This is a genomic window from Kordia sp., assembly GCF_050633145.1.
GTDB lineage: Bacteria > Bacteroidota > Bacteroidia > Flavobacteriales > Flavobacteriaceae > Kordia.
This window is the reverse complement of sequence record NZ_JBOEFY010000024.1, coordinates 140,874-167,828: the sequence shown is the minus strand read 5'-3', so window position 1 is coordinate 167,828 and position 26,955 is coordinate 140,874. Positions and strand designations below refer to the sequence as shown.

Annotated in this window: 33 protein-coding genes; 23 read left to right on the top strand and 10 right to left on the bottom strand. The window is 32.6% G+C overall.

Going from position 1 to position 26,955, the window contains the following annotated elements; all coding sequences use genetic code 11:
- The 5 genes from ACRBBL_RS12970 to ACRBBL_RS12950 form a co-directional block, all read left to right on the top strand.
- The coding region (locus ACRBBL_RS12970) for a GNAT family N-acetyltransferase (RefSeq protein WP_431369484.1) at nucleotides 1-217 on the top strand (217 nt) is incomplete at its 5' end.
- Nucleotides 218-333: 116 nt separating this feature from the next.
- Nucleotides 334-870 carry a DUF4377 domain-containing protein gene (locus tag ACRBBL_RS12965; RefSeq protein WP_431369483.1) on the top strand — a complete coding sequence of 179 codons (537 nt, stop codon included), beginning with the start codon at nucleotides 334-336 and terminating at the stop codon, nucleotides 868-870.
- A gap of 130 nt (nucleotides 871-1,000) precedes the next feature.
- Nucleotides 1,001-1,660, top strand: a complete 660-nt coding sequence (locus ACRBBL_RS12960; RefSeq protein ID WP_431369482.1) for a LysM peptidoglycan-binding domain-containing protein — start codon at nucleotides 1,001-1,003, stop codon at nucleotides 1,658-1,660.
- 85 nt (nucleotides 1,661-1,745) lie between these two features.
- Nucleotides 1,746-2,468, top strand: a complete 723-nt coding sequence (locus ACRBBL_RS12955) for a hypothetical protein (RefSeq protein ID WP_431369481.1) — start codon at nucleotides 1,746-1,748, stop codon at nucleotides 2,466-2,468.
- Between the two features lie 83 nt (nucleotides 2,469-2,551).
- Nucleotides 2,552-2,785 carry a hypothetical protein gene (locus tag ACRBBL_RS12950; protein ID WP_431369480.1) on the top strand — a complete coding sequence of 78 codons (234 nt, stop codon included), beginning with the start codon at nucleotides 2,552-2,554 and terminating at the stop codon, nucleotides 2,783-2,785.
- Between the two features lie 90 nt (nucleotides 2,786-2,875).
- On the opposite strand, the gene ACRBBL_RS12945 is transcribed toward ACRBBL_RS12950, so the two are convergent.
- A complete protein-coding gene (locus ACRBBL_RS12945) occupies nucleotides 2,876-5,029 on the bottom strand; it encodes a TonB-dependent receptor (RefSeq protein ID WP_431369479.1) in 2,154 nt (717 codons plus the stop codon).
- A 180-nt stretch (nucleotides 5,030-5,209) separates the two neighbouring features.
- Here ACRBBL_RS12945 and ACRBBL_RS12940 point away from each other — a divergent pair, with 180 nt between their 5' ends.
- The 4 genes from ACRBBL_RS12940 to ACRBBL_RS12925 are packed head-to-tail and all read left to right on the top strand — an operon-like array spanning nucleotide 5,210 to nucleotide 7,428.
- Entirely contained in the window at nucleotides 5,210-5,461 is a 252-nt protein-coding gene (locus ACRBBL_RS12940) for a DUF6576 domain-containing protein (RefSeq protein WP_431369478.1), read from the top strand.
- Nucleotides 5,461-6,000, top strand: coding sequence for a metal-dependent hydrolase (locus ACRBBL_RS12935; RefSeq protein ID WP_431369477.1), 540 nt, complete (start codon nucleotides 5,461-5,463; stop codon nucleotides 5,998-6,000). Before ACRBBL_RS12940 ends, ACRBBL_RS12935 begins: the two co-directional genes overlap by 1 nt.
- The gene (locus ACRBBL_RS12930; protein ID WP_431369476.1) at nucleotides 5,997-6,665 is read left to right on the top strand and encodes a lysoplasmalogenase; all 669 of its coding nucleotides are present in this window, start codon (nucleotides 5,997-5,999) and stop codon (nucleotides 6,663-6,665) included. Before ACRBBL_RS12935 ends, ACRBBL_RS12930 begins: the two co-directional genes overlap by 4 nt.
- A 55-nt stretch (nucleotides 6,666-6,720) precedes the next feature.
- Nucleotides 6,721-7,428 carry a lysoplasmalogenase gene (locus ACRBBL_RS12925; protein ID WP_431369475.1) on the top strand — a complete coding sequence of 236 codons (708 nt, stop codon included), beginning with the start codon at nucleotides 6,721-6,723 and terminating at the stop codon, nucleotides 7,426-7,428.
- Here ACRBBL_RS12925 and ACRBBL_RS12920 read toward each other — a convergent pair.
- A complete protein-coding gene (locus ACRBBL_RS12920; RefSeq protein ID WP_431369474.1) occupies nucleotides 7,417-8,709 on the bottom strand; it encodes an NAD(P)/FAD-dependent oxidoreductase in 1,293 nt (430 codons plus the stop codon). The two genes, ACRBBL_RS12925 and ACRBBL_RS12920, sit on opposite strands and share 12 nt — an antisense overlap.
- A 107-nt stretch (nucleotides 8,710-8,816) precedes the next feature.
- Here ACRBBL_RS12920 and ACRBBL_RS12915 point away from each other — a divergent pair, with 107 nt between their 5' ends.
- From ACRBBL_RS12915 to ACRBBL_RS12905, 3 genes are read left to right on the top strand one after another with little or no spacing between them, the layout of a single operon-like run.
- Nucleotides 8,817-9,311 carry an RNA polymerase sigma factor gene (locus tag ACRBBL_RS12915; RefSeq protein ID WP_431369473.1) on the top strand — a complete coding sequence of 165 codons (495 nt, stop codon included), beginning with the start codon at nucleotides 8,817-8,819 and terminating at the stop codon, nucleotides 9,309-9,311.
- A 3-nt stretch (nucleotides 9,312-9,314) separates the two neighbouring features.
- Nucleotides 9,315-9,941, top strand: coding sequence for a hypothetical protein (locus tag ACRBBL_RS12910; RefSeq protein WP_431369472.1), 627 nt, complete (start codon nucleotides 9,315-9,317; stop codon nucleotides 9,939-9,941).
- A gap of 34 nt (nucleotides 9,942-9,975) precedes the next feature.
- Nucleotides 9,976-10,227: a hypothetical protein gene (locus ACRBBL_RS12905; RefSeq protein WP_431369471.1), complete on the top strand. Its 252-nt coding sequence runs from the start codon at nucleotides 9,976-9,978 to the stop codon at nucleotides 10,225-10,227.
- An 83-nt stretch (nucleotides 10,228-10,310) separates the two neighbouring features.
- Here ACRBBL_RS12905 and ACRBBL_RS12900 read toward each other — a convergent pair whose 3' ends face one another.
- Both ACRBBL_RS12900 and ACRBBL_RS12895 read right to left on the bottom strand, forming a co-directional pair.
- Nucleotides 10,311-11,108: a lysophospholipid acyltransferase family protein gene (locus ACRBBL_RS12900; protein WP_431369470.1), complete on the bottom strand. Its 798-nt coding sequence runs from the start codon at nucleotides 11,106-11,108 to the stop codon at nucleotides 10,311-10,313.
- A 39-nt stretch (nucleotides 11,109-11,147) separates the two neighbouring features.
- The gene (locus ACRBBL_RS12895; RefSeq protein ID WP_431369469.1) at nucleotides 11,148-11,795 is read right to left on the bottom strand and encodes an NUDIX hydrolase; all 648 of its coding nucleotides are present in this window, start codon (nucleotides 11,793-11,795) and stop codon (nucleotides 11,148-11,150) included.
- 2 nt (nucleotides 11,796-11,797) lie between these two features.
- Between ACRBBL_RS12895 and ACRBBL_RS12890 the strand changes: the two genes are divergently transcribed.
- Together ACRBBL_RS12890 and ACRBBL_RS12885 are read left to right on the top strand one after the other, a co-directional pair.
- Nucleotides 11,798-12,508: a peptidylprolyl isomerase gene (locus tag ACRBBL_RS12890; RefSeq protein ID WP_431369468.1), complete on the top strand. Its 711-nt coding sequence runs from the start codon at nucleotides 11,798-11,800 to the stop codon at nucleotides 12,506-12,508.
- A gap of 95 nt (nucleotides 12,509-12,603) precedes the next feature.
- On the top strand, nucleotides 12,604-13,809 hold the full coding sequence (locus ACRBBL_RS12885; protein WP_431369467.1) for a hypothetical protein: 1,206 nt from the start codon (nucleotides 12,604-12,606) through the stop codon (nucleotides 13,807-13,809).
- A 52-nt stretch (nucleotides 13,810-13,861) separates the two neighbouring features.
- Here the strand turns inward: ACRBBL_RS12885 and ACRBBL_RS12880 are convergent, their stop codons facing one another.
- Both ACRBBL_RS12880 and ACRBBL_RS12875 read right to left on the bottom strand, forming a co-directional pair.
- Entirely contained in the window at nucleotides 13,862-14,467 is a 606-nt protein-coding gene (locus tag ACRBBL_RS12880) for a trimeric intracellular cation channel family protein (RefSeq protein WP_431369466.1), read from the bottom strand.
- A complete protein-coding gene (locus ACRBBL_RS12875; protein ID WP_431369465.1) occupies nucleotides 14,467-15,207 on the bottom strand; it encodes an RDD family protein in 741 nt (246 codons plus the stop codon). Before ACRBBL_RS12875 ends, ACRBBL_RS12880 begins: the two co-directional genes overlap by 1 nt.
- Before the next feature lie 24 nt (nucleotides 15,208-15,231).
- Here ACRBBL_RS12875 and ACRBBL_RS12870 point away from each other — a divergent pair, with 24 nt between their 5' ends.
- The 6 genes from ACRBBL_RS12870 to ACRBBL_RS12845 all read left to right on the top strand — a co-directional run bounded on the left by ACRBBL_RS12870 (nucleotide 15,232) and on the right by ACRBBL_RS12845 (nucleotide 21,563).
- Nucleotides 15,232-16,209 carry a stage II sporulation protein M gene (locus ACRBBL_RS12870; RefSeq protein WP_431369464.1) on the top strand — a complete coding sequence of 326 codons (978 nt, stop codon included), beginning with the start codon at nucleotides 15,232-15,234 and terminating at the stop codon, nucleotides 16,207-16,209.
- Nucleotides 16,193-17,140 (top strand): hypothetical protein, encoded by a 948-nt coding sequence (locus ACRBBL_RS12865; protein WP_431369463.1) that lies wholly within the window; start codon nucleotides 16,193-16,195, stop codon nucleotides 17,138-17,140. Before ACRBBL_RS12870 ends, ACRBBL_RS12865 begins: the two co-directional genes overlap by 17 nt.
- A 5-nt stretch (nucleotides 17,141-17,145) precedes the next feature.
- A complete protein-coding gene (locus tag ACRBBL_RS12860) occupies nucleotides 17,146-17,916 on the top strand; it encodes a DUF4129 domain-containing protein (RefSeq protein WP_431369462.1) in 771 nt (256 codons plus the stop codon).
- A complete protein-coding gene (locus tag ACRBBL_RS12855; RefSeq protein WP_431369461.1) occupies nucleotides 17,913-19,136 on the top strand; it encodes a DUF4350 domain-containing protein in 1,224 nt (407 codons plus the stop codon). Before ACRBBL_RS12860 ends, ACRBBL_RS12855 begins: the two co-directional genes overlap by 4 nt.
- A 30-nt stretch (nucleotides 19,137-19,166) precedes the next feature.
- Complete coding sequence (locus tag ACRBBL_RS12850; RefSeq protein ID WP_431369460.1) at nucleotides 19,167-20,192, top strand: AAA family ATPase; 1,026 nt, start codon at nucleotides 19,167-19,169, stop codon at nucleotides 20,190-20,192.
- A 90-nt stretch (nucleotides 20,193-20,282) separates the two neighbouring features.
- On the top strand, nucleotides 20,283-21,563 hold the full coding sequence (locus ACRBBL_RS12845) for a DUF58 domain-containing protein (RefSeq protein ID WP_431369488.1): 1,281 nt from the start codon (nucleotides 20,283-20,285) through the stop codon (nucleotides 21,561-21,563).
- A 39-nt stretch (nucleotides 21,564-21,602) separates the two neighbouring features.
- On the opposite strand, the gene ACRBBL_RS12840 is transcribed toward ACRBBL_RS12845, so the two are convergent.
- The 3 genes from ACRBBL_RS12840 to lpxK all read right to left on the bottom strand — a co-directional run bounded on the left by ACRBBL_RS12840 (nucleotide 21,603) and on the right by lpxK (nucleotide 23,781).
- Entirely contained in the window at nucleotides 21,603-22,169 is a 567-nt protein-coding gene (locus tag ACRBBL_RS12840) for a GNAT family N-acetyltransferase (RefSeq protein ID WP_431369459.1), read from the bottom strand.
- 67 nt (nucleotides 22,170-22,236) lie between these two features.
- Complete coding sequence (locus ACRBBL_RS12835) at nucleotides 22,237-22,734, bottom strand: DinB family protein (protein ID WP_431369458.1); 498 nt, start codon at nucleotides 22,732-22,734, stop codon at nucleotides 22,237-22,239.
- Nucleotides 22,735-22,767: 33 nt separating this feature from the next.
- Entirely contained in the window at nucleotides 22,768-23,781 is a 1,014-nt protein-coding gene (gene lpxK, locus ACRBBL_RS12830; RefSeq protein WP_431369457.1) for a tetraacyldisaccharide 4'-kinase, read from the bottom strand.
- Between the two features lie 223 nt (nucleotides 23,782-24,004).
- Between lpxK and ACRBBL_RS12825 the strand changes: the two genes are divergently transcribed.
- On the top strand, nucleotides 24,005-24,466 hold the full coding sequence (locus tag ACRBBL_RS12825) for a VOC family protein (protein WP_431369456.1): 462 nt from the start codon (nucleotides 24,005-24,007) through the stop codon (nucleotides 24,464-24,466).
- Between the two features lie 6 nt (nucleotides 24,467-24,472).
- Here ACRBBL_RS12825 and ACRBBL_RS12820 read toward each other — a convergent pair whose 3' ends face one another.
- On the bottom strand, nucleotides 24,473-24,904 hold the full coding sequence (locus tag ACRBBL_RS12820; protein WP_431369455.1) for a hypothetical protein: 432 nt from the start codon (nucleotides 24,902-24,904) through the stop codon (nucleotides 24,473-24,475).
- Nucleotides 24,905-25,078: 174 nt separating this feature from the next.
- On the opposite strand from ACRBBL_RS12820, the gene ACRBBL_RS12815 reads away from it, so the two are divergent.
- Entirely contained in the window at nucleotides 25,079-26,173 is a 1,095-nt protein-coding gene (locus ACRBBL_RS12815) for a Nif3-like dinuclear metal center hexameric protein (protein ID WP_431369454.1), read from the top strand.
- Nucleotides 26,174-26,175: 2 nt separating this feature from the next.
- Nucleotides 26,176-26,955, top strand: coding sequence for a zinc ribbon domain-containing protein (locus ACRBBL_RS12810; protein ID WP_431369453.1), 780 nt, complete (start codon nucleotides 26,176-26,178; stop codon nucleotides 26,953-26,955).

Below are 26,955 nucleotides of genomic sequence, written 5' to 3'. Positions count from 1 at the left end.
ATTTCACGGAAAAAAATTAGGTGCAGCACTCTTTAATTACACCATTGCATTTTCTAAAGAACAACAGCAACAAGGAATCTGGTTGTATGTATTGATTCAAAATGAACGCGCTTTGCATTTTTACACAAAAAACAACTTTCAAATTATTGGCGAATACGATTTTAAAATTTCTGAAACGCGCTATAATCCAAATTATGTGATGTATTTAGCTTTTTAAAAAAGAATTTCACTCATTGAAAAATTAGGTAATGAAATCATTTGAACAGAATAAAATACGTGTTCATATTCTTTTAGCTACCTTTAGAATACATAACAAAACTAAAAAGAAAAACGTTGAAACAATTCCTAACTTGTATTATTGTACTGTATAGTATCTATGGAAATAGTCAAACAGTTACTAATAAAACTATACAAATTGATCCATATTTAACAGTTGAACACTATGAACATTTTAAAAGGTTGATATTGAATTCACCTGATGCGCCTGTTGTATCTATAGAAAATTTCAATTTTGAATGGGGATTTCAATACAAACTACGCGTTAAGGAAACAAAACTAGAAGATGAATTATCTGATGGAACTCAATATGAATATGCGTTAGTACATATTATTTCAAAAAAGGAAGTATCTAAAACGACAGAGTTCAAATTATTTTTAGATTCAAAGCGAACGTATCATTCAGAAAAAGGAGCGGTGAATCATTCCTTAAAAAAACTAAATGATGCTACGTATCTGTATTTTGACAAAGTAGAAATTGAAGTACCAGAAAATTTGCGTGAACAATTTAAGTTAATCTTTACGGGGAAATTAACTGTGTTTGGAACATTTCGTTACATCCATAAAAAACGGATCAAGCTTATTCAATTGTAATTTTGAGTAGTTATTAGGAGCTTACTTTCATCTCTAGCATTCCAAAAAAAATTGTTCTGTTTGTAATCTTTGTCTTATTTTTATCTGCACAATCACATGTTGTGGAAACTACCAACCAAAAAATTAAAAGATGAACCAATTCTCAAAACTACTTCTAGTTTTTATAGTACACCTATCATTTTATACCGTACATAGTCAGGAAGTCAACAATTCCTATGTTGTGCAAAATGGTGATTGGCTGAGTAAAATTTCTCAAAAAGCATATGGAAATCCACATTTGTATTATCGAATTATTGAAAGCACCAACGAGAAGCATTTGGTAGATAATAGTTTTCAAAGAATTTCAGATGTACGAAAGATTCGTGTCGGACAGAAATTATGGATTCCTAAGAAAACAACATCCGACAAAAAGAAAGATGCTGTACTTGTTGCAATTCCTGTAACGGATTGTGAAATACGAATTTGGTATAATTATCAAATAGTGGCTATTTCTGAGTTAAATAAAAATTGGATACAGCAAAAAATCGATCTTAAAACCAGAGCAATAAAAGCATATACATTACGACACAATGCGCGTATAAATGCACGATTTATGATGCAAAACAAGGATTCTGTTAGAAGTATACAAAATAGGGATCGTAAAAAATATGGAAATCCCGATGGCCCTACTTTTGAGTATCTTATAAAAAAATGTACCGACAAAGGAAGTACAACGAACGATTGTTACAAAGACATTATCGTTTCTTCAAGTAGAGTAAGTACTGTTTATAATAATCGATGTAAAGATTAAATCAGTTTTCACTTTTAAAGAAATTCCTCTTTGGTGTAATTTTTGTAGCTCTATTTACTAGAACTAATCACTAGAATTCATCAATATGAAATATTCTGTATTCGCAATCGTTTTGGCTTTGTTGGTAAGTGCTTGTCATACGAACCAAGAAAAGAAAGCCACTGTAAAGCCACAAACTCTAGAAGCTTCAAACGAAACAAAGAAAAGTGAGTATCCGTATGCAAATGTAAATTTGTACGATCGTTTTAAGAATGAATTAGTTCTTGACACGCTAAAATACGATCGTGAAGGACAATATTCTCCTATGTATATTGGCAAAATAAAAGACTCTATCAAACTTATCTATAAAACTTCTAAACTTGAGTATGGAACTGATTATGAACATAGTTCTGTATTTCCAAATGTCTCAGATATAAGCATTTTTATTGATACTACAAGAACTATTGGTTTTCCAAAACTCATGTCCGAATCTTATAAAAAATTTGAGCATCGTACGAATAAGAAATCTTATCCTGTATTTATTAAAAATAGGTCTACTAAGAACTTACAAATCGGAATTGGGGATATTCTATACATGAATACAGAAGCTAAGGATTCTACAGGTAATTGGCGCGAAATTGAAAGCAATTACATGTATTTTTGTGGCACAGGATTGCGACGGTTACAACTTAAACCAAATGAAATTGCAGTGACTGCATTACGCCAAAACTACGGACGTTATAAAACCAAATTTCGTATACGATTTGGTGGAACTCAACACAAAATATATTCCAACGAAATTGATGGTTATTTGGATTTTGAGTTGTGAAAAATATTATAATTCTATTACAATATCATTTATACTTTTAAATTACTTTTCAGCAAAAAAACAACAGTTCAAACACAAAAAACATGCTTCATCAATTAAAACTCAATTCTTTTAAAGAACTAGAAAATCATTTAAGAACTTGTATTCATTGGAATTCTACAGAAAATGTTGGACAATATGATACTGTCGGAATTACGACTCTACTTGTTGCATTATTAGATAATCTAGAGATGAATACTCATGAATCTCAATACGAAGATTTAAAAGAGATGCTTTCCAAACAAAACATTGAGTTTTTAAAACAACTTATACAATAGTGAGTCGTTTTTAAAGAGACTAGAATACAAATTGAGATGCTAAAAATATTTCTAGCATCTCAAAATACTTTACATCAAACAAAGCGAAACCTACAACGTATCCAACTGATTGCTCTTGTTATCATCACTAATCGTCCAAAAGAACCCGACAAAGAAAAACTGATCTGCAGCAGGACGACGCACCATTCGTTGAAATGTTCCGTTTACATCTGCCTGATTTGCATATTCATAGCCAAATACATTTCTCACGCCAAGTGCATTTGAAACTGAGAAGTATAAAATTTTCTGTGGCGAAAGTAAATATGCCCAATTCACACTTAAACTGTGATAATCTTTGGTTCTTTCACTTAAGAAAGATGTTGTGTTTGGGTTTGTATATGGTCTTCCTGTAGAAAAATTGTAACTAAATCCAATCTGACTTTTTAAACTTTCAATCCAATGTTTTGTTACGAGTGAAAAATTGTGTTTTGTTGCAAAATTTGGCATTGCTTCTACAGGAAAGTTTTCAAATTTTCGCGAGGTATCTAAGTATGAATACGAAACCCAATAATCTACATTTTTGATACTTTTATTATCTCTCCAAAAAATATCCAATCCTGTTGCGTGTCCAAATCCATCATTGGCAAAATTGGCATTCGGATCTATAAAATCGCCTGAGAACGTAACTAAATTGTTGTATTCTTTGTGGTACGCTTCTGCGCGAAATGTTCTTCCATCATGCACATATTGATAATTTAAAATATAATGAGTCGCATTTTCTGGTTTGAATGCTGTATTGAATTTTAAATAGTTATTATTTGGATTCTGATAAAACTGCCCAAACGCAAATGATACTTGGTCTTTTTCTGAAGTTTTATACGCTACAGACAATCGTGGAGAAATTGTAGTTTCATCCAATAGAGAACTGTGATCTAAGCGAATTCCGGCTTTAGCGGCAAAGTTTTTAGAGAAAAATATGTCCGTTTCCGCGAAAGCACCAATTAGCTTACTCTTGAAACCATACTCGATCTTTGGTACAAAAGGGTTTTCAAATTCTTCGTCGAAATCGGTTGTGAAATATTCAGCTCCAAAACTCAATTTGATACGGTTACTAAAGTTCTTTTTCAGCTTTGTTTTAAAGTGAAATGAATTTTCTAAGCTGTTAATTTTATCGTCAATGATTTTAATTTTCGAATTGTCACGCGTGTAACTCAATCCAGAAGTAATAGACCAACTTTCACCAAAAACACCTTTGTATGAACCGTTCATATATAGATTATTATTATTCAACTTGAAACGAACCAATTCGTCAAAATTGATACTTTCCTGATCCAGTTCAAAATCTGTAATATCAAACGCTGTATAAAATTTTAAGGTTCCGTTTTCAAAATGATGACGAAATACACTTTCTCCTTGTCCGCCTTGAAACGGTTTGATCCAATCATTACGATCTGGAAACAACTCTAAATACGGTGCTAAATTGATGTACGACGTACTAAAACTAACTGAACCTTTCTCCCATTTTTCTGTATGTCCGAGCGCTCCACCTACAGTCATTACAGAAATATCTGTTTTTTCTTGATCGGGTTCGTTAATGGTATTCAATTCCAGTACTCCTGACAATGCTTGTCCAAATTCAGCCGAATAACCACCTGTAGAAAAGGTAACTCCTTTAAATAAAAATGGTGAATAACGTCCACGTGCAGGAATATTATTGGTCGTATTACTATAAGGTGTAAACACACGAATTCCATCAATAAAAATTTGTGTTTCTTCAGCACGTCCACCGCGTACAAATAAACGTCCATCTTCCGCTACCGTACTTGTTCCTGGCAAGGTCTGTAAAGCACCTACAACATCGCCCAATGCACTTGCAGTTGTTACAATATCAAGTGGTTTTAAAGCGGTTACTTTTGCATTTTCGCCTGCTTCAAAAGATCCTGCGCTTAAAATTACTGCATTTAACGCATCTACATTTTCACGAAGTTGGATGGTTATGTTTTCCATTTTAGAAACATCTAAAGAGATTTCTTTCGTTTCAAATGATAAAAAAGAAATGACTAATACCTGTGTTCCTGTTTCTTCCGTAGTAAAGTTAAATGCACCTTTTTCATTGGTAGAAGCGCCATCATAAGTTCCTTTTAAATACACATTTGCACCAAAAATAGGTTCATTTGATTGATCGGTAATAATTCCTGAAACCGTCGTTTGTGCAGCTACAATATTGTAAAAACAAAAACAGATGAGTAGTAGTATTCTTTTCATGAGATTAATTAATTATTGATTTAGTATTGATTGATGATGGGACAAATCTCCGTCAAATTGAAAAAATCAGAAAAAAGGAAATGCTCAATTGTCGTAATTTAAGGATGAATTGTATTTCAACAGAAATATTGTAAATTTGAATTCTAAAATTGCTACAAGTACGATACACTTATGAGTTTAATGCCTTACATTTCTGTTGCTGTTATTGTAATTTTCATTTACATTGTTTTTTTTAAACCTAAAAAAGGAGACTCAATTTTCCCTAAGAATTCGAAGCAAAAATATCAAACGATTGATGATGAGTTTAATGCAAAACGCAAAGAGAAACAACAGAATATTGATCGCATTTTAGAGAAAATCAACGAAAAAGGTGTAGCTAGCTTAACTCCGCAAGAAAAAGCTTTGTTAGACGAATATTCTAACACACAATAATGGCTTCAATTTTCGGGCATGCGTTGGCTGCTTACACTATAAGAAAAGTGGCGAATGTTAAGTTGAATCCTGTAAAACTATCATTGTTAGCTATTTTCTGTGCCGTCATTCCAGATGCAGATGTGATTATGTTTAATTTTGGATATCCATACATGCATCCGTTAGGACATCGTGGATTTACACATAGCATTTTGTTTGCTTTTATTTTGGCGTTTTTGATACGTGCTATCTTTTACAGAAAGGTGACGTATTTTTCTAAACTTGGAATTATCCTTTTTGTGATTTTTTTAGTATCAACTTTATCACACAGTTTGTTAGATGCTTGTACCAATGGCGGAAAAGGTGTTGGCTTTTTTATTCCTTTTGAAAATTCTCGTTATTTTTTTCCTTGGCGACCGATTATGGTTTCACCACTTGGTGCTAGTAAGTTTTTCAGTGAATGGGGATTACGAGTGCTACAAAATGAATTTATGTATATTGGAATTCCAGCTATAAGCATATTAATTTTAAATTATTTTTTTAGAAAGAAATCCTTATGAAAACGAAACTCTTTATCGTATTTTTTGCCATTATTGTAATACTTGAACTTATTTTTGGAAGCCTCGAGAACTATACTTTCTTACATTATTTTACAAAGCCTGCAATCGTAACCTCTTTACTTCTTTTCTTTATTACAAATGCTAAACATTTGAAGGCTTCCGTAAAGCTTACAACGATACTTGCTTTACTTTTTTCTTTATTGGGCGATGTTTTACTAATGTTCGTTTCTAACTCAGAACACTTTTTCATTGCTGGTTTGGTTTCTTTCTTATTAGCGCATGTCATGTATATTTTAGTTTTTCTACGTGATAGAAATAGTAAAAAGAAAAGTACCATCTTATTTATAGGATTGCTTTTGGTATATGCTACAGGTCTATTTTGGTTAATAAAAGACGGATTAGGCGATTTATTGCTCCCAGTATTAGTGTACATGACTATTATTTTAGGAATGGCAACAACAGCATTTATGAGAAAAGGAATGGTTTTACATCATGGCTATGTATATGTGTTTATAGGAGCAATATTCTTTATGATATCTGATAGTTTACTGGCTATCAATAAATTTCATGACGCACTACCTCTTTCTAATATAAGCATCATGTCAACGTATGCATTAGCTCAGTTTTTAATTGTTCTAGGAATTATCAAAAGTTATCCTGAATAAAAAGTACTATTTTTTTTACTAAATTGCACTGCTTTTATAGAAAGCCTTGGACTATATGAAATTTTTTAAAGTATTTATTATAATATTCATATTGAATCTCTCTTTAGACATTTATTTAAATAATGTTAAGGAGTTCTCTCAATTTAGGCTTTTTTCTAAACCTTTAATTACCATCTTATTAGCTGTTTTTTTCTATATAAATAGTTATACAATGCAATCTCGTCATCGACTATTGATTCTAGGTGCATTGCTATCATTGTGTATTGGTGACACTATTTTATTAGAAGGTATGCCTTTTTATTCTTTTATTTTAGGGCTTGCGTTGTTTTTGGTTGCCATGTTATGTTACTCTTTATATTTTTATAAACAAGTTAGGTATGATATTGATCGATTGATTCCGTTTTTAGCGGCTTCTTTGTTAATTTCACTTTCAATGATTTACCTAATATTTGATAGTTTGAATAACTTACTAATCCCTGTCATTCTTTATATGGCGACTGTATTAAACTTTTTAAAACTAGCTTATTTACGCTATAAAAATGTAAATTCATTAAGTTATCGATTGGTCTTTATAGGCGTTATCCTTTTTACAGCAGCACAAATTTTGATTGCATTGAATAGATTTCATCAAACGTTACCATACAAAGACACTGCTATTATGTCTTTATATGGGATATCTCAATTATTGATTATTCTTGGAATTTTATCATTCAAAGCTCAAAAAGAAAGTAATCCGCAAGAAGATTCTTTTTTAATGCAATGACGATTGTTTTCTTTTTTTATACGGTCGGATGATTAAACGTGCTTCACGATCAAATCGAATATAATTATACACCCAATTGATAAAAACTACCATTCGATTTCGGAAACCTATCAAAAAGAATAGGTGTACAAACATCCATACAAACCACGCAAATACTCCTTGAAATTTGAATTTTGGCATATCGACCACAGCTTTGTTTCTTCCAACTGTTGCCATTGAACCTTTATCGTAGTAACTAAACGGTTTCATTTCTTTCCCTTTTAGTTGACGCGCTAAGTTTTTCCCTAAATGTTTTCCTTGTTGAATAGCAGGTTGTGCCATCATTGGATGTCCATACGGATAGTCTTCGCTTTGCATAGCTGCAATATCACCTAATGCATATATATTGTCAAATCCTTTTACTTGACTGAATTCATTAACTAAAACACGATTGCCTCTAGTAATGAGTTTTTCACCATCTAAGCCAGGAATGGTTGCTCCTTTTACGCCTGCCGACCATACTACAGTAGCCGATTTAAAGTTTACGGTGTCGTTGGTTTGTACCCAATCGCCATCATAATTAGTTACGCGTAAATTTTTCCAAACATCTACACCAAGTCCTTGCAAATAATCTTCTGCTTTTTCGGATGCTTTCTCGCTCATTGCGGGTAAGATACGATCAGAACCTTGCACCAAGTTGATTTTCATCTGACGAATGTCTAAATCAGGATAATCTTTAGGAAGAATTCCTTTTTTTATTTCTGCTAAAGCACCAGCCAATTCCACACCAGTTGGTCCTGCGCCAACAATCACAAAATTCATGAGTGCATTGCGTTCTTCCAAATCGGACGTCAAAATAGCTTGTTCAAAATTTTCAAGAATTAAACTACGTAGATTTAACGATTGCGGAATCGTTTTCATGACCATACTGTGCTTTTCAATCTCACTATTGCCAAAAAAATTGGTTGTAGAACCTGTGGCAATTACCAAATGGTCGTAATTAAGTTCTCCAATATCAGTACATACACAGCTATTTTCAGTATCTATAGCTTCTACATTTGCCAAACGAAAGTAAAAATTTGAATAATCTTTGACAATTTTCCGAATTGGATATGCAATCGAATCTGGTTCTAATCCACCTGTAGAAACCTGATATAGTAAAGGTTGAAACGTATGATAATTATGTTTATCAATTAATACAGCTTGTACTTCTTGTTTTCCCAATTGTTTTGCCAGCGAAATTCCTGCAAATCCGCCACCAATAATGACTACTCTTGGGTAGCTTGTTCTTGGTATATTCATAAAAAAAGTTCCTTTACAGCACAAAAATACGGCTTTCTAAAAGTTTTTTAAAAAATATGTAACATATTTGTGAAAAGAAACACTGATAAGCAAATAACCATCAAGAATTGAACAAAAAACTCGAACATAGTTTTGTTACCGAATTAGAACGCCATCAGAATATCGTTCATAAAGTATGTCGTATATATACCTCAAATAAAGATCAGCACAACGATCTTTTTCAGGAGATTACGATACAATTATGGAAGGCATACCCAAAATTCAGAGGTGATTCTAAGTTTAGTACTTGGATGTATAGAGTAGCACTGAATACTGCTATTACATTGTACAGAAAATCTAAACGTAAGGTAAAAACACAAGATTATGAAAGTGTTGTTTTTAAAATAACATCTGAGGATTATGATAATACTGAAGAAGAACAGTTAAAAATCATGTATAAAGCGATCAAGCAATTATCAGATATTGAAAAAGCATTGATTTTCTTATACCTAGAAGATAAAAATTATAAAGAAATAGCCGAAACAATTGGGATTACTGAAGTGAATGCACGTGTGAAGATGAACAGAATTAAGACCAAATTGAAGAAGATTTTAAATCCATAACTTATGGAAGAATTAGATTTATTAAAGAAAGATTGGAAAAAGCAAGAGGCAAATCAGCCTAAGCTATCCTACGACGATATTGATAATATGATGTTGAAGAAATCCTCTTCACTTGTAAAGTGGGTTTTTTATGTCAGTTTGTTAGAACTTGGTTTTGGAATTGTCATTGTACTCCTAGCCTTATTAATTCAACCTGATTTACTGAACGACTCCAGTATGCCTTCTTGGCTCAATTGGTTCTTTTATGCTACCTCAGCTGTTGTATTTTATTTTATTTACAAGTTTTTCATCAATTATAAAAAGATCTCTACAACAAGTTCTATTAAAGATTTAATGAAAAATATTATGACTACACGTAAAACTGTAAAGCATTATATAATGTATAGTTTGAGTGTAATTGCTTTTACTGTTTGTATTGCTGTCCCTACAGGATATATTGAAGGTGCTGGCGGTATGGAGAAATTCTCTGCAGAAGCAAATCTTTCTCAGTATTTATTCCTTGCTATAGGAACAATTATTGCTGCGTGTTTAGTCGTTGCCGTATTTTATGGTGTATATTATTTATTATACGGACTCTTAACAAAGAAGCTTAAAAAGAATTATTCGGAGTTACAACAATTAAAATCATAAACATTATACCAATTAAATAAATACCAATATCATCATGAAAAAAATCATTTTTTTAGTTCTCGCTGCAATGTTTTGTATTTCAGTAAGTGCACATGAGCAAACTAAGAGTTTTCAACAACAGTTTGGAACCTCGTTAGTTCAAAACACAACCTCACATACATCAATGTATACTGCAAATAATGGTGGTTTGATGCAGTTTATTTTTAAAGTATTTCGTAAAGTTGGACAAGTTTTACACTCAACTGTAAACGATACTCCGAGCGAAGAAGAGAACACTGAAAATTAATAGTTCAGTCAATTTATCATATAAAAAAAGGACTCAAATTGAATTTGAGTCCTTTTTCTGCTATACTTTTATTTCGAAATAAATTAATATTTACGTTTTTCATTAAGCTTTTCCATAGCTTCCAATTCTGATTGCGGAATTACTTTAAGGAATGATGGATGTTGTTCAATTGCATATTCTATTTTTTCTATGATTTCAGCTACACTTTCGTTTTCATAATCAATTTCCAGTGGTTCTTTGATTTCCATAGATTGTAAAATCCCTTTCTTTTTGATACGAAGTCCTTTTCGATCAAATGAACGTCTAAAACCATCAATAACAATAGGTACTACAATAGGTTTGTAACGTTTTATAATAAACGCTGTTCCTTTTCTAATAGGTTTCCAAGGTCTAGTTGTTCCTTGCGGAAACGTAATTACCCAACCATCATCAAGTGCAATTCCGATATTAGAAATATCACTCATTTTCACTTGCCTGTTTACATCTTCTCCATTAGCACGCCATGTACGTTCAATACTTACAGAACCTGCATAGGCTAATACTTTTGGTAAGAATCCTGATTTCATAGTCTCCTTTGCTGCAACATAGTATAAGTTTAGCTTCGGATTCCACAGATACCCCACATTTTTAATAGAATCTCCTCTACCCTTTAAACTAGCATTAAACACGTGAAACATTGCTACCACATCGGCAAAGTAAGTTTGGTGATTGGACACAAATAATACATTCTTATCTGGTAATGATCGTAATATTTCAGAACCTTCAATTTGCAATTGATTGAATCCGCGATAACGTCTATGCGTCATTGTACCCGCAATTCTAATCAACCATTTTTTTAAAAAAAGTATATGTCCGAAAGGATTTCTTTTGAATAATCCCATGTATTTTTAAATTTTGAACGAATTACAAATCTACGAAAACTAATTTGAAATGGCTTTAGAAATGATGTCTTTAACTTCACTTAACATCATTGCTGTTGCGCCCCAAACGACATATTCGTTTAAATAAAATGCAGGGACTTGTATTTTTTTCATGTACGAATTTGTCAATTCTTTTTCTATAACCGATTTTTCAGAAAGAAAATCTACAAGTGAAACTTCAATAACAGCTTCTACTTCTGATGGTTGCGCTACAAAGCTTGGTGTTTCTTCTACAATTCCAATAAATGGCTGTACCAGAAAATTACTGGGTGGAATGTATGTCGCTGTAATTTCGCGAATAACTTTAATTGTGTTTAAATCTACACCAACTTCTTCCTCCGTTTCACGCAGTGCAGTAGTTTCATAATTTATATCTTCTGGTTCTGCCTTTCCGCCTGGAAACCCAACTTGATTGGAATGCACACCACTATAAGTTTTACGTAAAATTAAAACGAAATTTGTTTCTCCTTTCGTATTCGGATAAAATAACGCCATTACTGCTGACTTTCGCGCATTTTTCATACGGTCTTCCATAGCATTTAACTCTTGTTCTCGCATAAAAGGCGCCATTTTCAGTTGAGAAGAAATGCCTGGAAGCGGGATTTTTGCTATTTTTGGAAGGATTTTTTTAAAATTATCAAAATTCATCTATGAAAAAGATTTGCTTTGTATTGATTGCTACATGCGTTTTATTCGGTTGCGAAGATACTAAAAGTTCTACACCCGATTTGAAAGAATCTCAAAAAACTGAAACGTCAAAAGCTCCTAAAGAGGTTGTAAAAAAAGCTAAAAAGAAGGAGAAAAAAGAAGTCACAATTACCAGCAAAAATGTGTTGGATTATATGATTGCGTATGGAGAAAAAAACAAAGAACGTAAAGTACGTATTGTAACCGATTTCGGAAATATAGATCTTGAACTATATAATGAAACTCCATACCACAGAGCTAATTTTATCATGCTTGCCAAGCGCAAATATTTTGACGGTACTCAGTTTCATCGTGTGGTGAAAGACTTTGTGATTCAAGGTGGAAATTCCGACGGTTGGAATATTGCAAAAAGACGTCGTAAGATTGGCAAATATTTACTTCCGCCAGATACTCGAAAAGGTTTCAAACATGATAGAGGTGTTATTTCAATGCCTAGTGGCGATATTGATCGTGCGTATAAATATGCTTCACCTTATGAGTTTTTTATCGTACAAAAAAAGGGCGGCACGCATCACTTAAATGGTGAATACACTGCATTTGGAAAAGTAATTTCGGGTATGGATGTTGTAGATGAAATTGCCAACCAGCCAACAGATAAGGGTGAATGGCCACAGCAAAATATTATGATTCGTAGTGTAGAAGTTCTGGACTAATTAAAACTCATTCTTTATTATAAAAACGCTTATGTATTTTTTGGCTAATTTTTACAGTAATTGATTAGTTTCGCATGGAATTAACAATTTAACTTATGAAAAAAATTACAGGTGCATTACTCATTTTCTTGATGGCTACTTCAGGAATTATTGCGCAAATTAACTTTGAAAAAGGATCTTTCACGCTTGAAAATGGGCAGAAAACAGAGTGTTTTATTAAAAATGGAGATTGGGTTAACAATCCGTCTAAGTTTGAATATAAACTTTCTCTAAATGGTGAGACCAAAATATTACGAATGACCAATTTGAAAACTGTGGTTATCAACAATAAATTCAAGTTTGAAAAACATACCGTTCCTTATGATGATGCCGATCGTTCTATAAAACAATTAACCTATGAGAGAAGTCCAGATCTTAAAGAGACTCCATTGATGCTTAACGTAATTTTGGAAGGGAAAGCAAGTTTATATTCATATAGAGATCAAGATAAAAGAGCATACTATTTTAAGAAGGATAATGGAACAATTGAACCATTAATTTACAAAGTATACACTAACAAAAATCGTGATATATTATACAATAAACGTTACCAACAACAGTTGTTGACTGAATTTCCATGTACAGGAATTACCGAAAAAAGAGTGATCCGAGTGGATTATAAAACCAGTGATTTAAAATCTATCTTTAAAGATTATAATGAATGCAAAGGAGAAAAGAGTGTAGAATTTAGCAAAGCTAAGAAAGGAGTTTTCCATATAAAAGGATTTGTAGGTGTATACAATGGTAATGCTATAAGTGATTTAGGAGTCTCCGCTTTTTTTGCCAAAGGTGTTGAAACTGGTGCGGCTTGGTCTCCTACTTTTGGAGTAGAACTAGAATATATTTTTCCTTTTAATAAAAATAAATGGTCAGCATTCATAGCACCAAACTATAGTTCATATGAAGGTGAAAGCGAGTTTTTGGATTTATCGATAAGAAGAAAATACAAGCTTGAATACAGTGCAATTCAAATTCCTATTGGGGCCCGCCATTATATGTTTATAAACGATATGTCAAAAATATTTATAAGTGGTGCTGTAGTTGTTGATTTTTTCCTTGATGGAAAAGGAAGTGGAAATATTACGATCGACAAAGAAAGATTTAAAACTTCGGTTGGATTTTCAATGGGACTTGGTTATAGTTATGATAAATATTCTTTAGAAGCCAGGTTTATCCCTAATAGGGACCTTTTAGAAAATAGTTCATTATCAATAATTGATTTGCAACAATTTTCAATTACAATTGGCTACACTATTTTTTAAGAAACTTTTAGAATAAAATGTACAAAAGGAACTAACTCTTGTTGGTTCCTTTTTATTTATGATAGATGGTGGGCAATTGAATTCTGAATTTCACCACAATCAAACGAATTGCAATGACCACAAGCACCGTGAACACATAAATTAAGTTTTCTGCAAGACCAAGATATTTCAATGCAAAAAAGATAAATCCTCCAATAATACAGGCTGTAGCATAAATTTCTTTTCGAAAAATTACTGGTATTTCATTACACAGAATATCTCTAATGACACCACCAAAACTAGCGCTCATTGTACCAAGAGCTATACAAATAATAGGATGTAAATTGGCAGAAATTCCTTTCTCCACACCAATAATGGTAAAAACTCCTAATCCGATAGTATCAAACAAAAATAAAGACGTTCTAAGTCGGTTCAGCTTTTTTCGTAATATTATTGAAAAGATTACGGCTGCACCAATAACGTACACATAATTTAAATCGTTCATCCAGCCAACTGGCGTTCTTCCAATAAGTACATCACGCAAAGTTCCGCCTCCAACAGCAGTAACAAAAGCAATGATGAAAATTCCAAACGGATCCATACGTTTTTGCATCGCAATTAATACGCCCGAAATTGCAAAAGCAAACGTTCCAATAATATCAAGAGTATAAAATAGCATTACATGTTTTGTGTATAGAAGTTGTAATCTTTAATAACAAGATCAATAAAAGGAATTGTAGCTTCTTCAGATTTTGTTTCCATTACTGCCTCAATTTTTGTTCGTAATTTATTGAGTGTATCAAAATCTTTTCCTTTTTTAGCTATGACAAAGGTTTCTTTTACAATACGCATATCGTTATCAGAAAGTTTAATAACTGAAGGAAATTTTGGTTTATAATCTTCTCCAATATCTTCCATAATGGTATGTGAGATGCGAACTTTATTTTTCTGAGAAATTACAGCAGTCCCAGCAGTCATATCGCCTAATCGTTGCCCTTTATCGCTCATAATAATACTAATTAAAGCAACAAAACCACTTAGCATATTCAAATCTACAATTCTAAAAAACCAGCGAATCAAATAATCGACAAATGAAGCTTGGTAGCCATCGATTTTCACGACTTTTATCTTCATTACTTTTTTCCCTAAGGTTTGTCCTTCCCACAAAGACTCTAATACCAACGTATAAATAATGGCGGGAAATACTGCAATGATATAAATTGCTATTCTCGACCAACCATCTAAAGTATAAAACCATACACTATCTTGAAAAAGTGAATCCAGAAATAAGAGCATCGGAATAATAAAGGCAAGCTTTATGATCCAATCAACTATATGTGCAACGACGCGTTCTCCAATAGCGGCTTGTGTGAATTTGATATTCACATTTTGCGTAGTATTAATTTGTATCTCTGACATATTATGTTTTATTTTAGCGTATCTATGAGAGAAGTTGCATTTATCAAGCAAAATAAGGAAAAATGGTTAAACTTTGAAAAAACCATTTATAATAATCATTTTAAAAATCCAGATGAACTTTCGTCCTTATACATTCAGTTAATGAATGACTTGTCGTATGCGCAAACTTATTATCCTAAGAGTAAAACCATTAGCTATTTAAATCAGCTCGCTTCTGCCGCTTTTCAACGAATTTATAGAACAAAACGCACCAAAACCAATCGCTTTGTTTCTTTTTGGAAAACGGAAGTTCCGCTAATTATGTTCGATTATCGTCGGTATGTATTGTATGCATTTGTCGTATTTGGTCTTTTTGTAGCCATTGGAGCGCTTTCTGCTGCGTATGACGATTCGTTTGTACGTTTAATTTTAGGCGATCATTATGTGAATACTACTTTAGAAAACATAGAAAAAGGAGATCCTGTAGCCATTTATAAAAGTGGAAGTAATTGGGGAAGTTTTATAGGAATTACAATTAACAACTTATACGTTGGTATAAAATCATTTTTATTTGGTGTTTTTGGCGGAATCGGAACAGGGTATGTACTTATGGTTAACGGTATTATGCTAGGTTCTTTTCAGTATTTCTTTTATGAACAAGGTGTGCTGTGGGAAAGCGTTCGTGGAATTTGGATTCACGGAGCTATGGAAATATTTGCTATTGTTATTGAAGGTGCGGCAGGTTTATTATTAGGTGCTAGTATTTTGTTTCCTAAAACCTATTCGCGCATGACTTCTTTTAAAATAGGACTCAAAACCGGAATTAAAATATTAATAAGTACGTTTCCTTTTACCTTTTTAGCAGGCTTTTTGGAAGGATTCGTTACACGATACTCGAATATTATGCCAAATTGGCTTTCAGTTGGTATCATTATCCTTACCTTAGGAATGATATCATTTTACTATTTAATTTACCCTCATATCGTTTATAAAAAACTAAGAACTCATGTTGCAGCTGTATAAATCGCGAGATTTTGGATTATTTTTTAAAGACACCTTTGCTTTTTTAAAAACGCATGGTGCACATTTTTTCAAAAATTACCTGTTGGTGAATGGACTCTTTTTAGCCCTTTTAATTGCTATGAGTTATCTATTCTATATAGAAGTTGCTGAGATGCAAGCACTAGGACTCTTGGAAGAAGAAAATTATAGAGAACTCTTTAAATACCTTGAAAGATATTCTGGTACGTTTTCTACCTATGGAATATTCTATATTTTATTAGGTGCTTTTGTAGGAATATTAAATTACTCGTATGTCGCTTTCTATTTTAAATTGTATGAAAGACATCAAGGAGCTAATTTTTCATATAAAGAAATATCAAATGAATTATTTGCCAACTTCGGAAAACTAGTCAAGTTTATTCTAGCTACAATTCTAATTTCAATTCCAGTAATGATTGCTACATTGATCGTTATGGCAATTATGGCAATTACTATTATCGGAATTCCATTTATTCTATTTGTAATTGCATTGCTTTCACTGTTTTATCATTCAGCTTTACTAGAATATATAAAGTCAGATGATAAGAGTGTTTTTGATTGTTACGGATATAGCTTACAGCTTTGCCTTCAAAGCTTTTTTCCAGCCATTGGAGCCGTTGGTGTGTTTATGCTAATTGCAGGAATATTTCAAGGTGTTTTTGGCTTGATTCAGGCTGGAATTCTATACTTTTTAGGAATTTCTATATATACAGATCCTACGTATTTGAATGATTTAGAAAAAGGTTCTAGTATTTTTATCATCGCATTTACACTACAAATTGCAATATATCTCATCAATTTTATCGTTTCGGCTATTGTACAAATACACCAAGCAATTGTGTATTATGGCTTAAAAGAAGATCGAGAAAATATTCACGCACAACAAACTATTGAAACTATCGGAAGAGATTAACATTCATGCCTAAATTTTTAAAACACATATTTTTCACTTTTCTCATTGCTGGATTTTTTTCTACAGCACTTTGGGCTGGAAATAGTATGGACGATGATGAAACTTTCATTGTACAACAAATTCCTGTAAAAGAAGATGCTTCGTACGTAAAACCCAAAAAATACGATGAAGGCTTTAAAGAAAAATATAAAGGCAACGAATACATTTATGACAAAGAGCAAGCGAACGACACTTGGCTTTCAAGGCTAATTGATTGGATTGAAGAAACTGCTCAGGAATGGTTTAATTTAGGTTCGCGTGAAGAAGCATCTGATTTTGTAAAAGACACGCTCAATATCGTCTATGTAATTGTCATCCTTTTAGTCGTTTTCTTTATTGTTAGATCGCTTATGAATGGTGAAGGACGCTGGATTTTTGGAAAACAATCAAAGAACCGCGTAATCAATTATGAAGATGTAAATACCAATATTCACATCACAGATTTTAATACATTAATAAACGAAGCTACAACTAAAGCAGATTACCGACTAGCCATAAGATATCAATACCTGAATATGCTGAAAAAATTGGACGCTTCAGCAATCATTGCATTCGATCCAGAAAAAACAAATCTTGATTATACCTATGAAATCACTGATGAAGGATTGCGTGAGCAATTTCAGTATACTTCATATCTCTATAACTATGTTTGGTATGGCGAATTTGATATTAATGAAACTCAATACCAGAAAGCCCAAGAATCATTTAATGTCTTACTTAAAAATGTTGCCGCATGAGTAAAAGACTAAAAATATATCTTGGAATTTTAATCGCAATTATTGTTGCAGTTGCTTTCGTTGAAGTATCTAGGCCTACTCCAATTGACTGGCAAGAAACCTATAATGAACGACAAACCAAACCCTACGATTTACAAATATTTCACAAGGAAATAGATGCCATTATGTATAGTGGTAAAATTAAAAACGTATATAGAACTCCTTTTGAATTTTTTAAGGATCAATATGATTGGAAACGTTACGAATATAAAGTTCAAGGAACGTACATGTGTATTACACCCGATTTATTAATAGATCCAAGTTCTATTCATGAAATGCTCGATTTTGCCGCAGAAGGAAATACAATTTTTCTTTCTGCAAATGAAATGCCTCGTTATCTAAGAGATTCCTTAGGGTTTTCAATTGAGTACGATTATCGATTTGCAAGTAAAGCAACATTAAAATTTACGAACAATCGATTGAAAAACAATCAAATGACATACGACAGAGGAATTAAAAACAACTATTTCTCATATATAGATACTTTAAACACTACAGTTTTAGGATACCAACAATTTGAAAATGATTCTACCCAAACGAATTATACCAATTTCATTAAAATTCCTATTGGCAAAGGTTCATTCTTATTGCATACGCAACCTGTAACGTTTACAAATTATCACTTACTAAAAGATGATTATCACAAATATTCGGAAGGAGTTTTAGCATACATTCCAAATGAAGATGTCTTTTTTGATTCGCCAAATAAAATAACTAGCGCCGATGGCACAAATAATGATTCTGACTTACGATTTATTCTTGCACAACCTGCATTGCGTTGGGCTTGGTATTTAGGATTGCTTTTTTTGTTGATATTTATACTATTTAATATAAAACGAAAACAACGCATTGTAAAAGTTATAAAACCACTAGAAAACACAACAGTAGATTTCACCAGAACTATTGGAAATTTATTCTATGAAACAAAAGATCATCAAAATGTAGCACATAAAAAGATTACATATTTCTTAGAATATATACGTACCGAATACTTTATGGATACACAAGTACTCGATGAGAAGTTTTGCAAACGTTTGCACCAAAAATCAGGAAATTCATTAGAAGAAACTGAACAACTCGTGAAGCTGATCAAAATTTTAAAGAAAAAATTATTCTTTGATGAAAATGATGTATTAAAAATTACGGAAGCTATTGAAAAATTCCGCAGAAAAGACAATTAAATTATTAATTTACAATACTAAACGCATACTATGGATTTTACAGGAGAACATAACGAACATGAGGAAAAGCCAATGCAAAATGATTCGTTATCATTCACGAATAGAATTGATTTGACCGAATTGCAAGATGGAATTCAGAAAATAAAACAAGAGCTTTCAAAAGTAATCGTTGGGCAAAAAAGTATGATCGACATGCTAATTACTGCCTTGCTTGCTAAAGGACATGTACTTATTGAAGGTGTTCCTGGAGTTGCCAAAACCATTACTGCAAAACTACTTGCCAAATCCTTAACTGTCGATTTTGGTCGTATCCAATTCACACCAGATTTAATGCCTAGTGATATTTTAGGAACGTCCATTTTTGACATGAAAAAGTCTGAATTTGAGTTTAAAAAAGGACCAGTATTCACCAACATGTTATTAATTGATGAGATAAATCGTGCTCCAGCAAAAACACAAGCAGCATTGTTTGAAGTAATGGAAGAACGCCAAATTACAATGGACGGTACAAAGTATTCTTTAGCTGCTCCATTCATGGTATTGGCAACACAAAACCCAATTGAACAAGAAGGAACCTATCGTTTGCCAGAAGCACAATTAGACCGTTTTCTATTTAAAATCAATGTAGAATATCCAAACCTTGAAGAAGAAATAGAAATCATTGCACGTGAGCATGATTTGAAAGAAACTAAAAAAGTAGATAAAATCACTTCGTTTTTAAGTCGCGAACAAATCACCAAATATCAAGCCTTAGTAAACGATATTGTAGTAGAGCCGCATTTACTAAAATACATTGCAGAAATCATTATCAATACACGAAGCAATCAATTTTTATACATGGGCGCATCTCCAAGAGCTTCCATTGCAATCTTAAAAGCTTCTAAAGCGTATGCAGCTATGAACGGACGTGATTTTGTTACACCAGAAGACATTAAGCAAGTGGCTGTTTCAGTATTACAACATCGTATCATTGTAACGCCAGAGCGCGAAATGGAAGGAATGACTTCAAAACAAATTATCAATCAAATTATACAAACTATTGAGATTCCTCGATAATTAAATCGTTTTAAAAACAGCTAACTAGTGCAAGTCATAAAAGATTTTTTTAAGTCCTTATATATCCAAGATCGCTTCTTTTACGTGTGTTTGGGAATCGTTTCGTGTTTTATTTTGAGCTTTATATTTCCGAAACTCTTTTATATTTCTAAATTATTATTATTGATTTTTTCCGCCTTTGCCCTACTCGATATTTTTATCTTGTACAGAACGAAAACAGGCTTTTTAGGAACACGACAAGTACCCGATAAATTCTCTAACGGTGATGATAACGAAGTTTTTTTACGATTAGAAAACCATTACACGTTTCCTGTATTCACGAAAATCATTGACGAAATTCCAGAACAATTTCAAGTGCGCGATTTTTCTATTGAAAAGAAAGTAAAAGCTTCGAGTGTTATCGAATTAAAATATAAATTAAGACCAACCGCGCGTGGCGAATACACTTTTGGGAAACTCAATGTATTTGTATCTACCTTATTAGGATTGGTTTCGCGTCGTTTTCACTTCGATAATAAAACAATGGTTCCAACGTATCCTGCCTTTTTACAGTTGAAAAAATATGACTTATTGGCGATAGGAAACAACTTGACCATGTACGGAATTAAAAAAATTCGTCGCATCGGACATACGATGGAGTTTGAACAAATTAAAGAATATGTCATCGGAGACGATTTGCGCACCATTAACTGGAAAGCAACGGCAAAACAGCGTCAATTAATGGTAAATCAGTACCAAGATGAGAAATCGCAACCTGTGTATTCTGTGATTGATAAAGGACGCATGATGAAAATGCCTTTTGATGAATTGAGTCTGCTCGATTATGCCATCAATGCCACCTTGGTCATGAGTAATGTAGTCTTAAAAAAGCAAGACAAAGCAGGAATGTTTAGTTTTTCTAAAAAGGTTGAAAACATTGTGATTGCGGAAAAGCGCAGTTCACAAATGAACTTAATTTTAGAAGCGTTATACAATGTAAAAACGGATTTCTACGAATCTGATTATGGAAGATTATACGCAAACATTAAACAAAACATAAAGCATCGTAGTTTGCTATTGTTGTACACAAACTTTGAAACAGTAGAAGCGCTTAACAGGCAACTTCCCTATTTAAAAGGAATTGCAAAAAGTCATTTATTAGTTGTTATCTTCTTCAAAAACACAGAATTAGACCAACTAATTAACAATGATGCAAAAAACATTCAAGAAGCATACGATAAGGTAATTGCTGAAAAGTTCTCATTTGAAAAACGCTTGATTGTCAACCAACTAAAAAAATACGGAATTCACTCTATCTTAACGACTCCAGAAAATTTAACCATTGATGCTATTAATAAGTATTTGGAGATGAAGTCTCGTGGGTTGGTGTAATAAATTGTAATTTAATTTTCTTTAAATTCTACAATTGTTTTAAAAAGAAAAAGTTCGTTTTTGATAATCCGATTTTATTAATGAAAACATTGTTATATCATGAAAATTATCATTCCAATACATCCATTCTTTTAAAATTCCTTCTTTTTGAAATTGTAGTTTGGCAAGTAATTTTTCTGAGCCAACATTCCCTTGCATAACTTCAGCTTCAATTCTGTTTAGTTCGAGTTTGTCAAATCCATAATCTATTATTACTTCCAAAGCTTCCGTCATAATTCCTTTTCCCCAGTATTTAGATTGTAAATCATAACCAATTCTACCTTTGTGACTCTTAATTATTTTATTATACCCTAATGTCCCTATTATTTCTGTTTGGTTTTTTAGTGCAATTCCCCAACGGATTCCAATATTATCTTTGAATCGTTTTCTATAAAAGTCAATTTCTTTTTTTGCTTCCTCTCTGCTTTTCAAAGGAATTAAATCAAAAAATTCTGTAACCTTTGGATCTCTATATAATTCAAAAATATTTTCTAGGTGAGATTCATTAATTTCAACTAAATCAAATCTATTTGTCTTTAAGCTAGGAAAATAATCAACATTTATCATTTCTATTTATATCATTTTTAATGAAAACTAACGAGTAATTTATTATAGTCAGTAATTATTCATTTTCTTATTCTATTTCACGCAGTTTATTCCGTTTAATAAAAAAGAATAACATATCTGTCGATGGCGCTTTTGAAAATCCTAACTGATGTCCCATTGTAATTATTTGTCCGCGATGAAAAGTACTGTGATTCATACAATGCTGAATCAATTCAAACTGAGTAAAAGTGCCTTCCAAGGTTTTTGTTTTCAAAAATCGGAAGTCATTCAATGATTTCTGATGCTTCACATAGTCTACAAAAGCTTCTGATTGCTCAATAAATCCTTTGAGAATTTCTTCAATAGAATTTCCCCATAATCGTTCAGTCGGTTGTTCTTTTAACACACTATAATAAAAGATTTCACCATCCAATATATGACTTACTGTTTGTATAATATCAGGAAAACTTGATCTACATTCTTTAGTCAGCAATTCTTTGTCATTAGCGGTAAGCCAATGCAACAATCGTTTGTTAGCCCATAAATTATAAGCAACTAACTCTTTTATTTTATCTGCTTCTTCCATAACTATTGAGCTTCGTGAGTTATTATATGTAATCTAACTTTTCAAAAACTCCCCAACTTTTCCTTGAAACAACGCTTCATCTGCTAAAAATGCAACTTGAATCGGTAAATAAAATAAGTGTTCCAAACTGCCTTGTAAACGCATAAAATCTTTTTCAGTTGTCAAAATACGTTTGTTTCCTGCTTTTTGTTTGATGGTATTGATATCGCTTTCGCTGAAATGATAATGATCCGCATACTTTAAGTGTGTATACTGCAATTGTTGATCGTTTAAATGCTGCAACAATGGTTTCGGATTGGCAATTCCTGTGATCAATACAAATTCGGAATCTTTCAAAGAAGACAACAATACTTCTTCTGTTGAGTTATGAATTGTTTCTGAATAAGCAATCGTTGTAAAAAATACTTCTTGATGCGTTTTTGGACGCAATTTCTTTGTAATTTTTGCTTGCTGTTCAGCAGAAACTTCTTGTGGACATTTGGTAACAATAATTACATCTGCGCGTTTTGCTCCCGAAACTGGTTCACGCAAATTTCCTGCGGGCAACATAAAATCATTCGCATATAAATCGTAAAAAGGCGTTAACAACACATGAAATCCAGCCGTCACTTTTCGATGCTGAAATGCATCATCCAACAAAATAACTTCGGGCGAATGTTCTAAATTTCGTAAAGTTTCAATTCCGACAGTGCGTTCTGCTTCTACTGCAACTTGAATATCATTTTTGAATTTACTGTAAAATTGCAACGGTTCGTCTCCAATATCTGCAGCAGTTGTTTGTTCATTCGCAAGCAAAAAACCTTTGGTCTTTCGTTTATAACCTCTACTCAGTGTAGCAACTTTATAATCATCTTTCAACAAGCGAATCAAATATTCTATCATTGGAGATTTCCCTGTGCCGCCAACACTTAGATTTCCAACACAAATTACAGGGAAGTTATACGAAGTAGATTTTAAATAGCCTTTATCAAACATCCAATTGCGTACAAACACAATGGTGCCGTACACGAAAGAAAATGGTAATAATAACAGTCGAAGTCTTCGCATAAAAGCGAAAATATAATTTTTTAGGATAGTAAGGATACTGAAATGGTAAATATTCTCTTCAATTCAAGGTAAAGATGTATTAGATACTATATAAAATAACCTCTACAAACTAAAACCCACGACTTGATTTTGACTTTGGTTAAGAATATCGTAGCTTGTAAAAAGCTAGCAACGCATGCTAATAATTGCTTGTTCTCACATATTTTAAAAACTGAAACCTGATATGATTAAAGGACTCTACGAAACACATTTATATGTTGAAGATCTTGAACGTTCCATGGAATTCTATTCAAAAACACTCGGATTAAAACAATGTCGTTTTGGAGCAGAACGTAGAACTGCCTTTTTTTGGATTGGAGAAGAAAAGCAGTCTATGCTAGGCTTATGGGAAAAACCAAAAGAAGAAATTGATCTTCGTCATTTTGCTTTTCAATGTGAGCCTGAATGGATTTTAAATGAATCCGTTGATTTTCTAAAATCTCGGAATTTAACGTTTTGGAATTTTTTAAACGACGAAAAAGAACAACCTATGGTGTTTTGTTGGATGCCAGCCATATCAATATATTTTTGCGATCCAGACGGACACTATCTTGAGTTTATTGGAATCTTGCCAGGAGAAACAAAATCTGATGACGAAAAACGAGTTGTTACGTATGCGGAATGGCTTTTAATAAAGGATGAATAAAAATTTTCACTCCTTTTTCACATACAATTTTTCATTAGAAGCAAACAATACCAATTGATTTTCCTGTTGTTTTCCATGTGTGATTAAGATTTTAAAAAACTTATAACTGTCTGGAAAGACGGAAATTTGTGGTGAAATCATATTCGCTGTTTTATAAAGTTTTCCGTGTGGCGATTCTTCATAATCCGCAATAACGATATAATAAAAACTTTTAAATGCTTGAATTTCTTCGTCATCCGTTGCGCGTTCTTCACTCACAACTTTAATGGCTTGCATTCTAAAATGTTCGTTACTTCTAGATAAGACATTGTTTTCATTAATCTCTAGCACTACTTTAAACAAACGATCATCTTCAATAGGTATAATTTCATTCCGCAACTGCGAAAACAGGAAAAAAGGTGTTAAAAGAAGTAGCATTGTGCTTAAAAATTTATTCATGATATCTGTACTTATTTTAGTTTGAATTCCTAAGATACAGGATATGAGCGTTTAAGCAGGAAATTAATGTGTAAGCGTCGTGTTGAATTCGTAAGCGTTATAAATTGAGGTGTTTTTCATTTAATTTACGGTTTTTTTACTGCTAATTTCTATATTTGAAAAAAAGCACAAAAGATGAAAGTTCAAGATATTATTTCACATATAGAAGAATTGTGTCCGCTCGCCTACGCGGAAGATTTTGACAATGTGGGTTTGTTGGTTGGAAATAGCCAACAAGAAGTTTCTGGCGTATTAATTTCGTTAGATACACTTGAAAATGTAGTTGATGAAGCCATTGAAAAAAAGTGCAATATGATTGTTAGCTTTCATCCTATTATTTTTTCAGGCTTAAAAAAGATTACAGGAAAAACCTATGTAGAACGTGTGGTTTTAAAAGCTATTAAACATGATATCGCCATTTACGCAATGCATACGGCGTTAGATAATTCATGGAACGGTGTAAGCGATCGTATGTGTGATGAATTAGGGTTGACAAACAAATCGATTTTAATTCCGCAGAAAGGAACCATTAAGAAATTAGTAACTTTTGTTCCTAAGAAAGATGCAGAAACACTTCGCAATGCATTGTTTGCTGTTGGCGCAGGAAACATTGGAAATTACGAGAATTGTAGTTTTAATATTGAAGGTTTGGGAAGTTTTCAAGGAAATGAAGATTCCAATCCTACTATTGGCAAAAAAGGAGAAACACATTTTGAAGAAGAAGTTCAACTTGGAATTACCTTCGCTAAACATTTAGAAGGCAAAATTATTAGAATTTTGCATAAAACGCATCCGTATGAAGAAGTGGCGTATGAGATTACAACACTCGAAAATACAAATCAACATATAGGAATGGGCATGGTTGGTGAGTTTAAAAAACCAATGACCGAAATGCATTTTATGACTTTATTAAAGACAAAAATGAACGTTCCTATGGTGCGACATTCCGCTTTATCAGGAAAAATGGTACAAAAAGTCGCTGTTTTGGGTGGAAGTGGAAGTTTTGCCATCAGTGCTGCCAAACGTGCAGGCGCAGATGCGTATGTCACGGCAGACTTGAAATACCACGATTTTTACCAGGCTGAAGGACAAATAATTTTAGCCGATATTGGGCATTATGAGAGTGAACAGTATACAAAAAATCTTTTATTTGAGTATCTTACAAAAAAAATTCCTAATTTTGCGATCATTTTATCAGCAGAAAATACAAATCCAATCAAGTATTCATAAATATGGCAAAGAAGAAAGAAGTTACGGTCGAAGAAAAATTACGCGCACTTTTTGATTTACAATTAATTGACTCTCGTGTAGACGAGATTAAGAATGTTCGCGGAGAACTTCCTTTAGAGGTAGAAGATTTAGAAGACGAAGTAACTGGATTAAACACGAGACTTGAAAAGTTTCACGGTGATCTTGATCAAGTTGATGAAGACATCAAGAGCAAGAAGAATATTATTGAGGAAGCAAAAAGCTTAATCAAGAAATATACAGAGCAACAAAAGAATGTTCGTAATAACAGAGAATACAACGCTTTATCTAAAGAGGTTGAATTTCAAGAGTTAGAAATGCAATTGGCTGAAAAGCACATCAAAGAATTTAAAGTTTCTATCGATCAAAAGAAATCTGTCATTTCACAAACAAAAGAACGTTTAAACGAAAGAGAATCACATTTAAAGCACAAGAAAGCTGAATTGAATGATATTCTTGAAGAAACTAAAAGAGAAGAAGAATTCCTTTTAGGAAAGTCTGAAGAGTTCGAAAAGTTAATCGAAGACAGATTGTTAGCAGCTTACAAACGAATCCGTAATAACGTTCGTAACGGTTTAGCTGTTGTAAAAATTGAAAGAGGTGCTTCTGGAGGTTCGTATTTTACAATTCCACCACAAGTCCAAGTAGAGATTGCTTCTAGAAAGAAAATCATTACTGATGAGCACAGTGGTCGTATTTTAGTAGATCCAGCATTAGCTGAAGAAGAAAAAGAAAAAATGGAAAAACTTTTCGCTAAGTTTTAA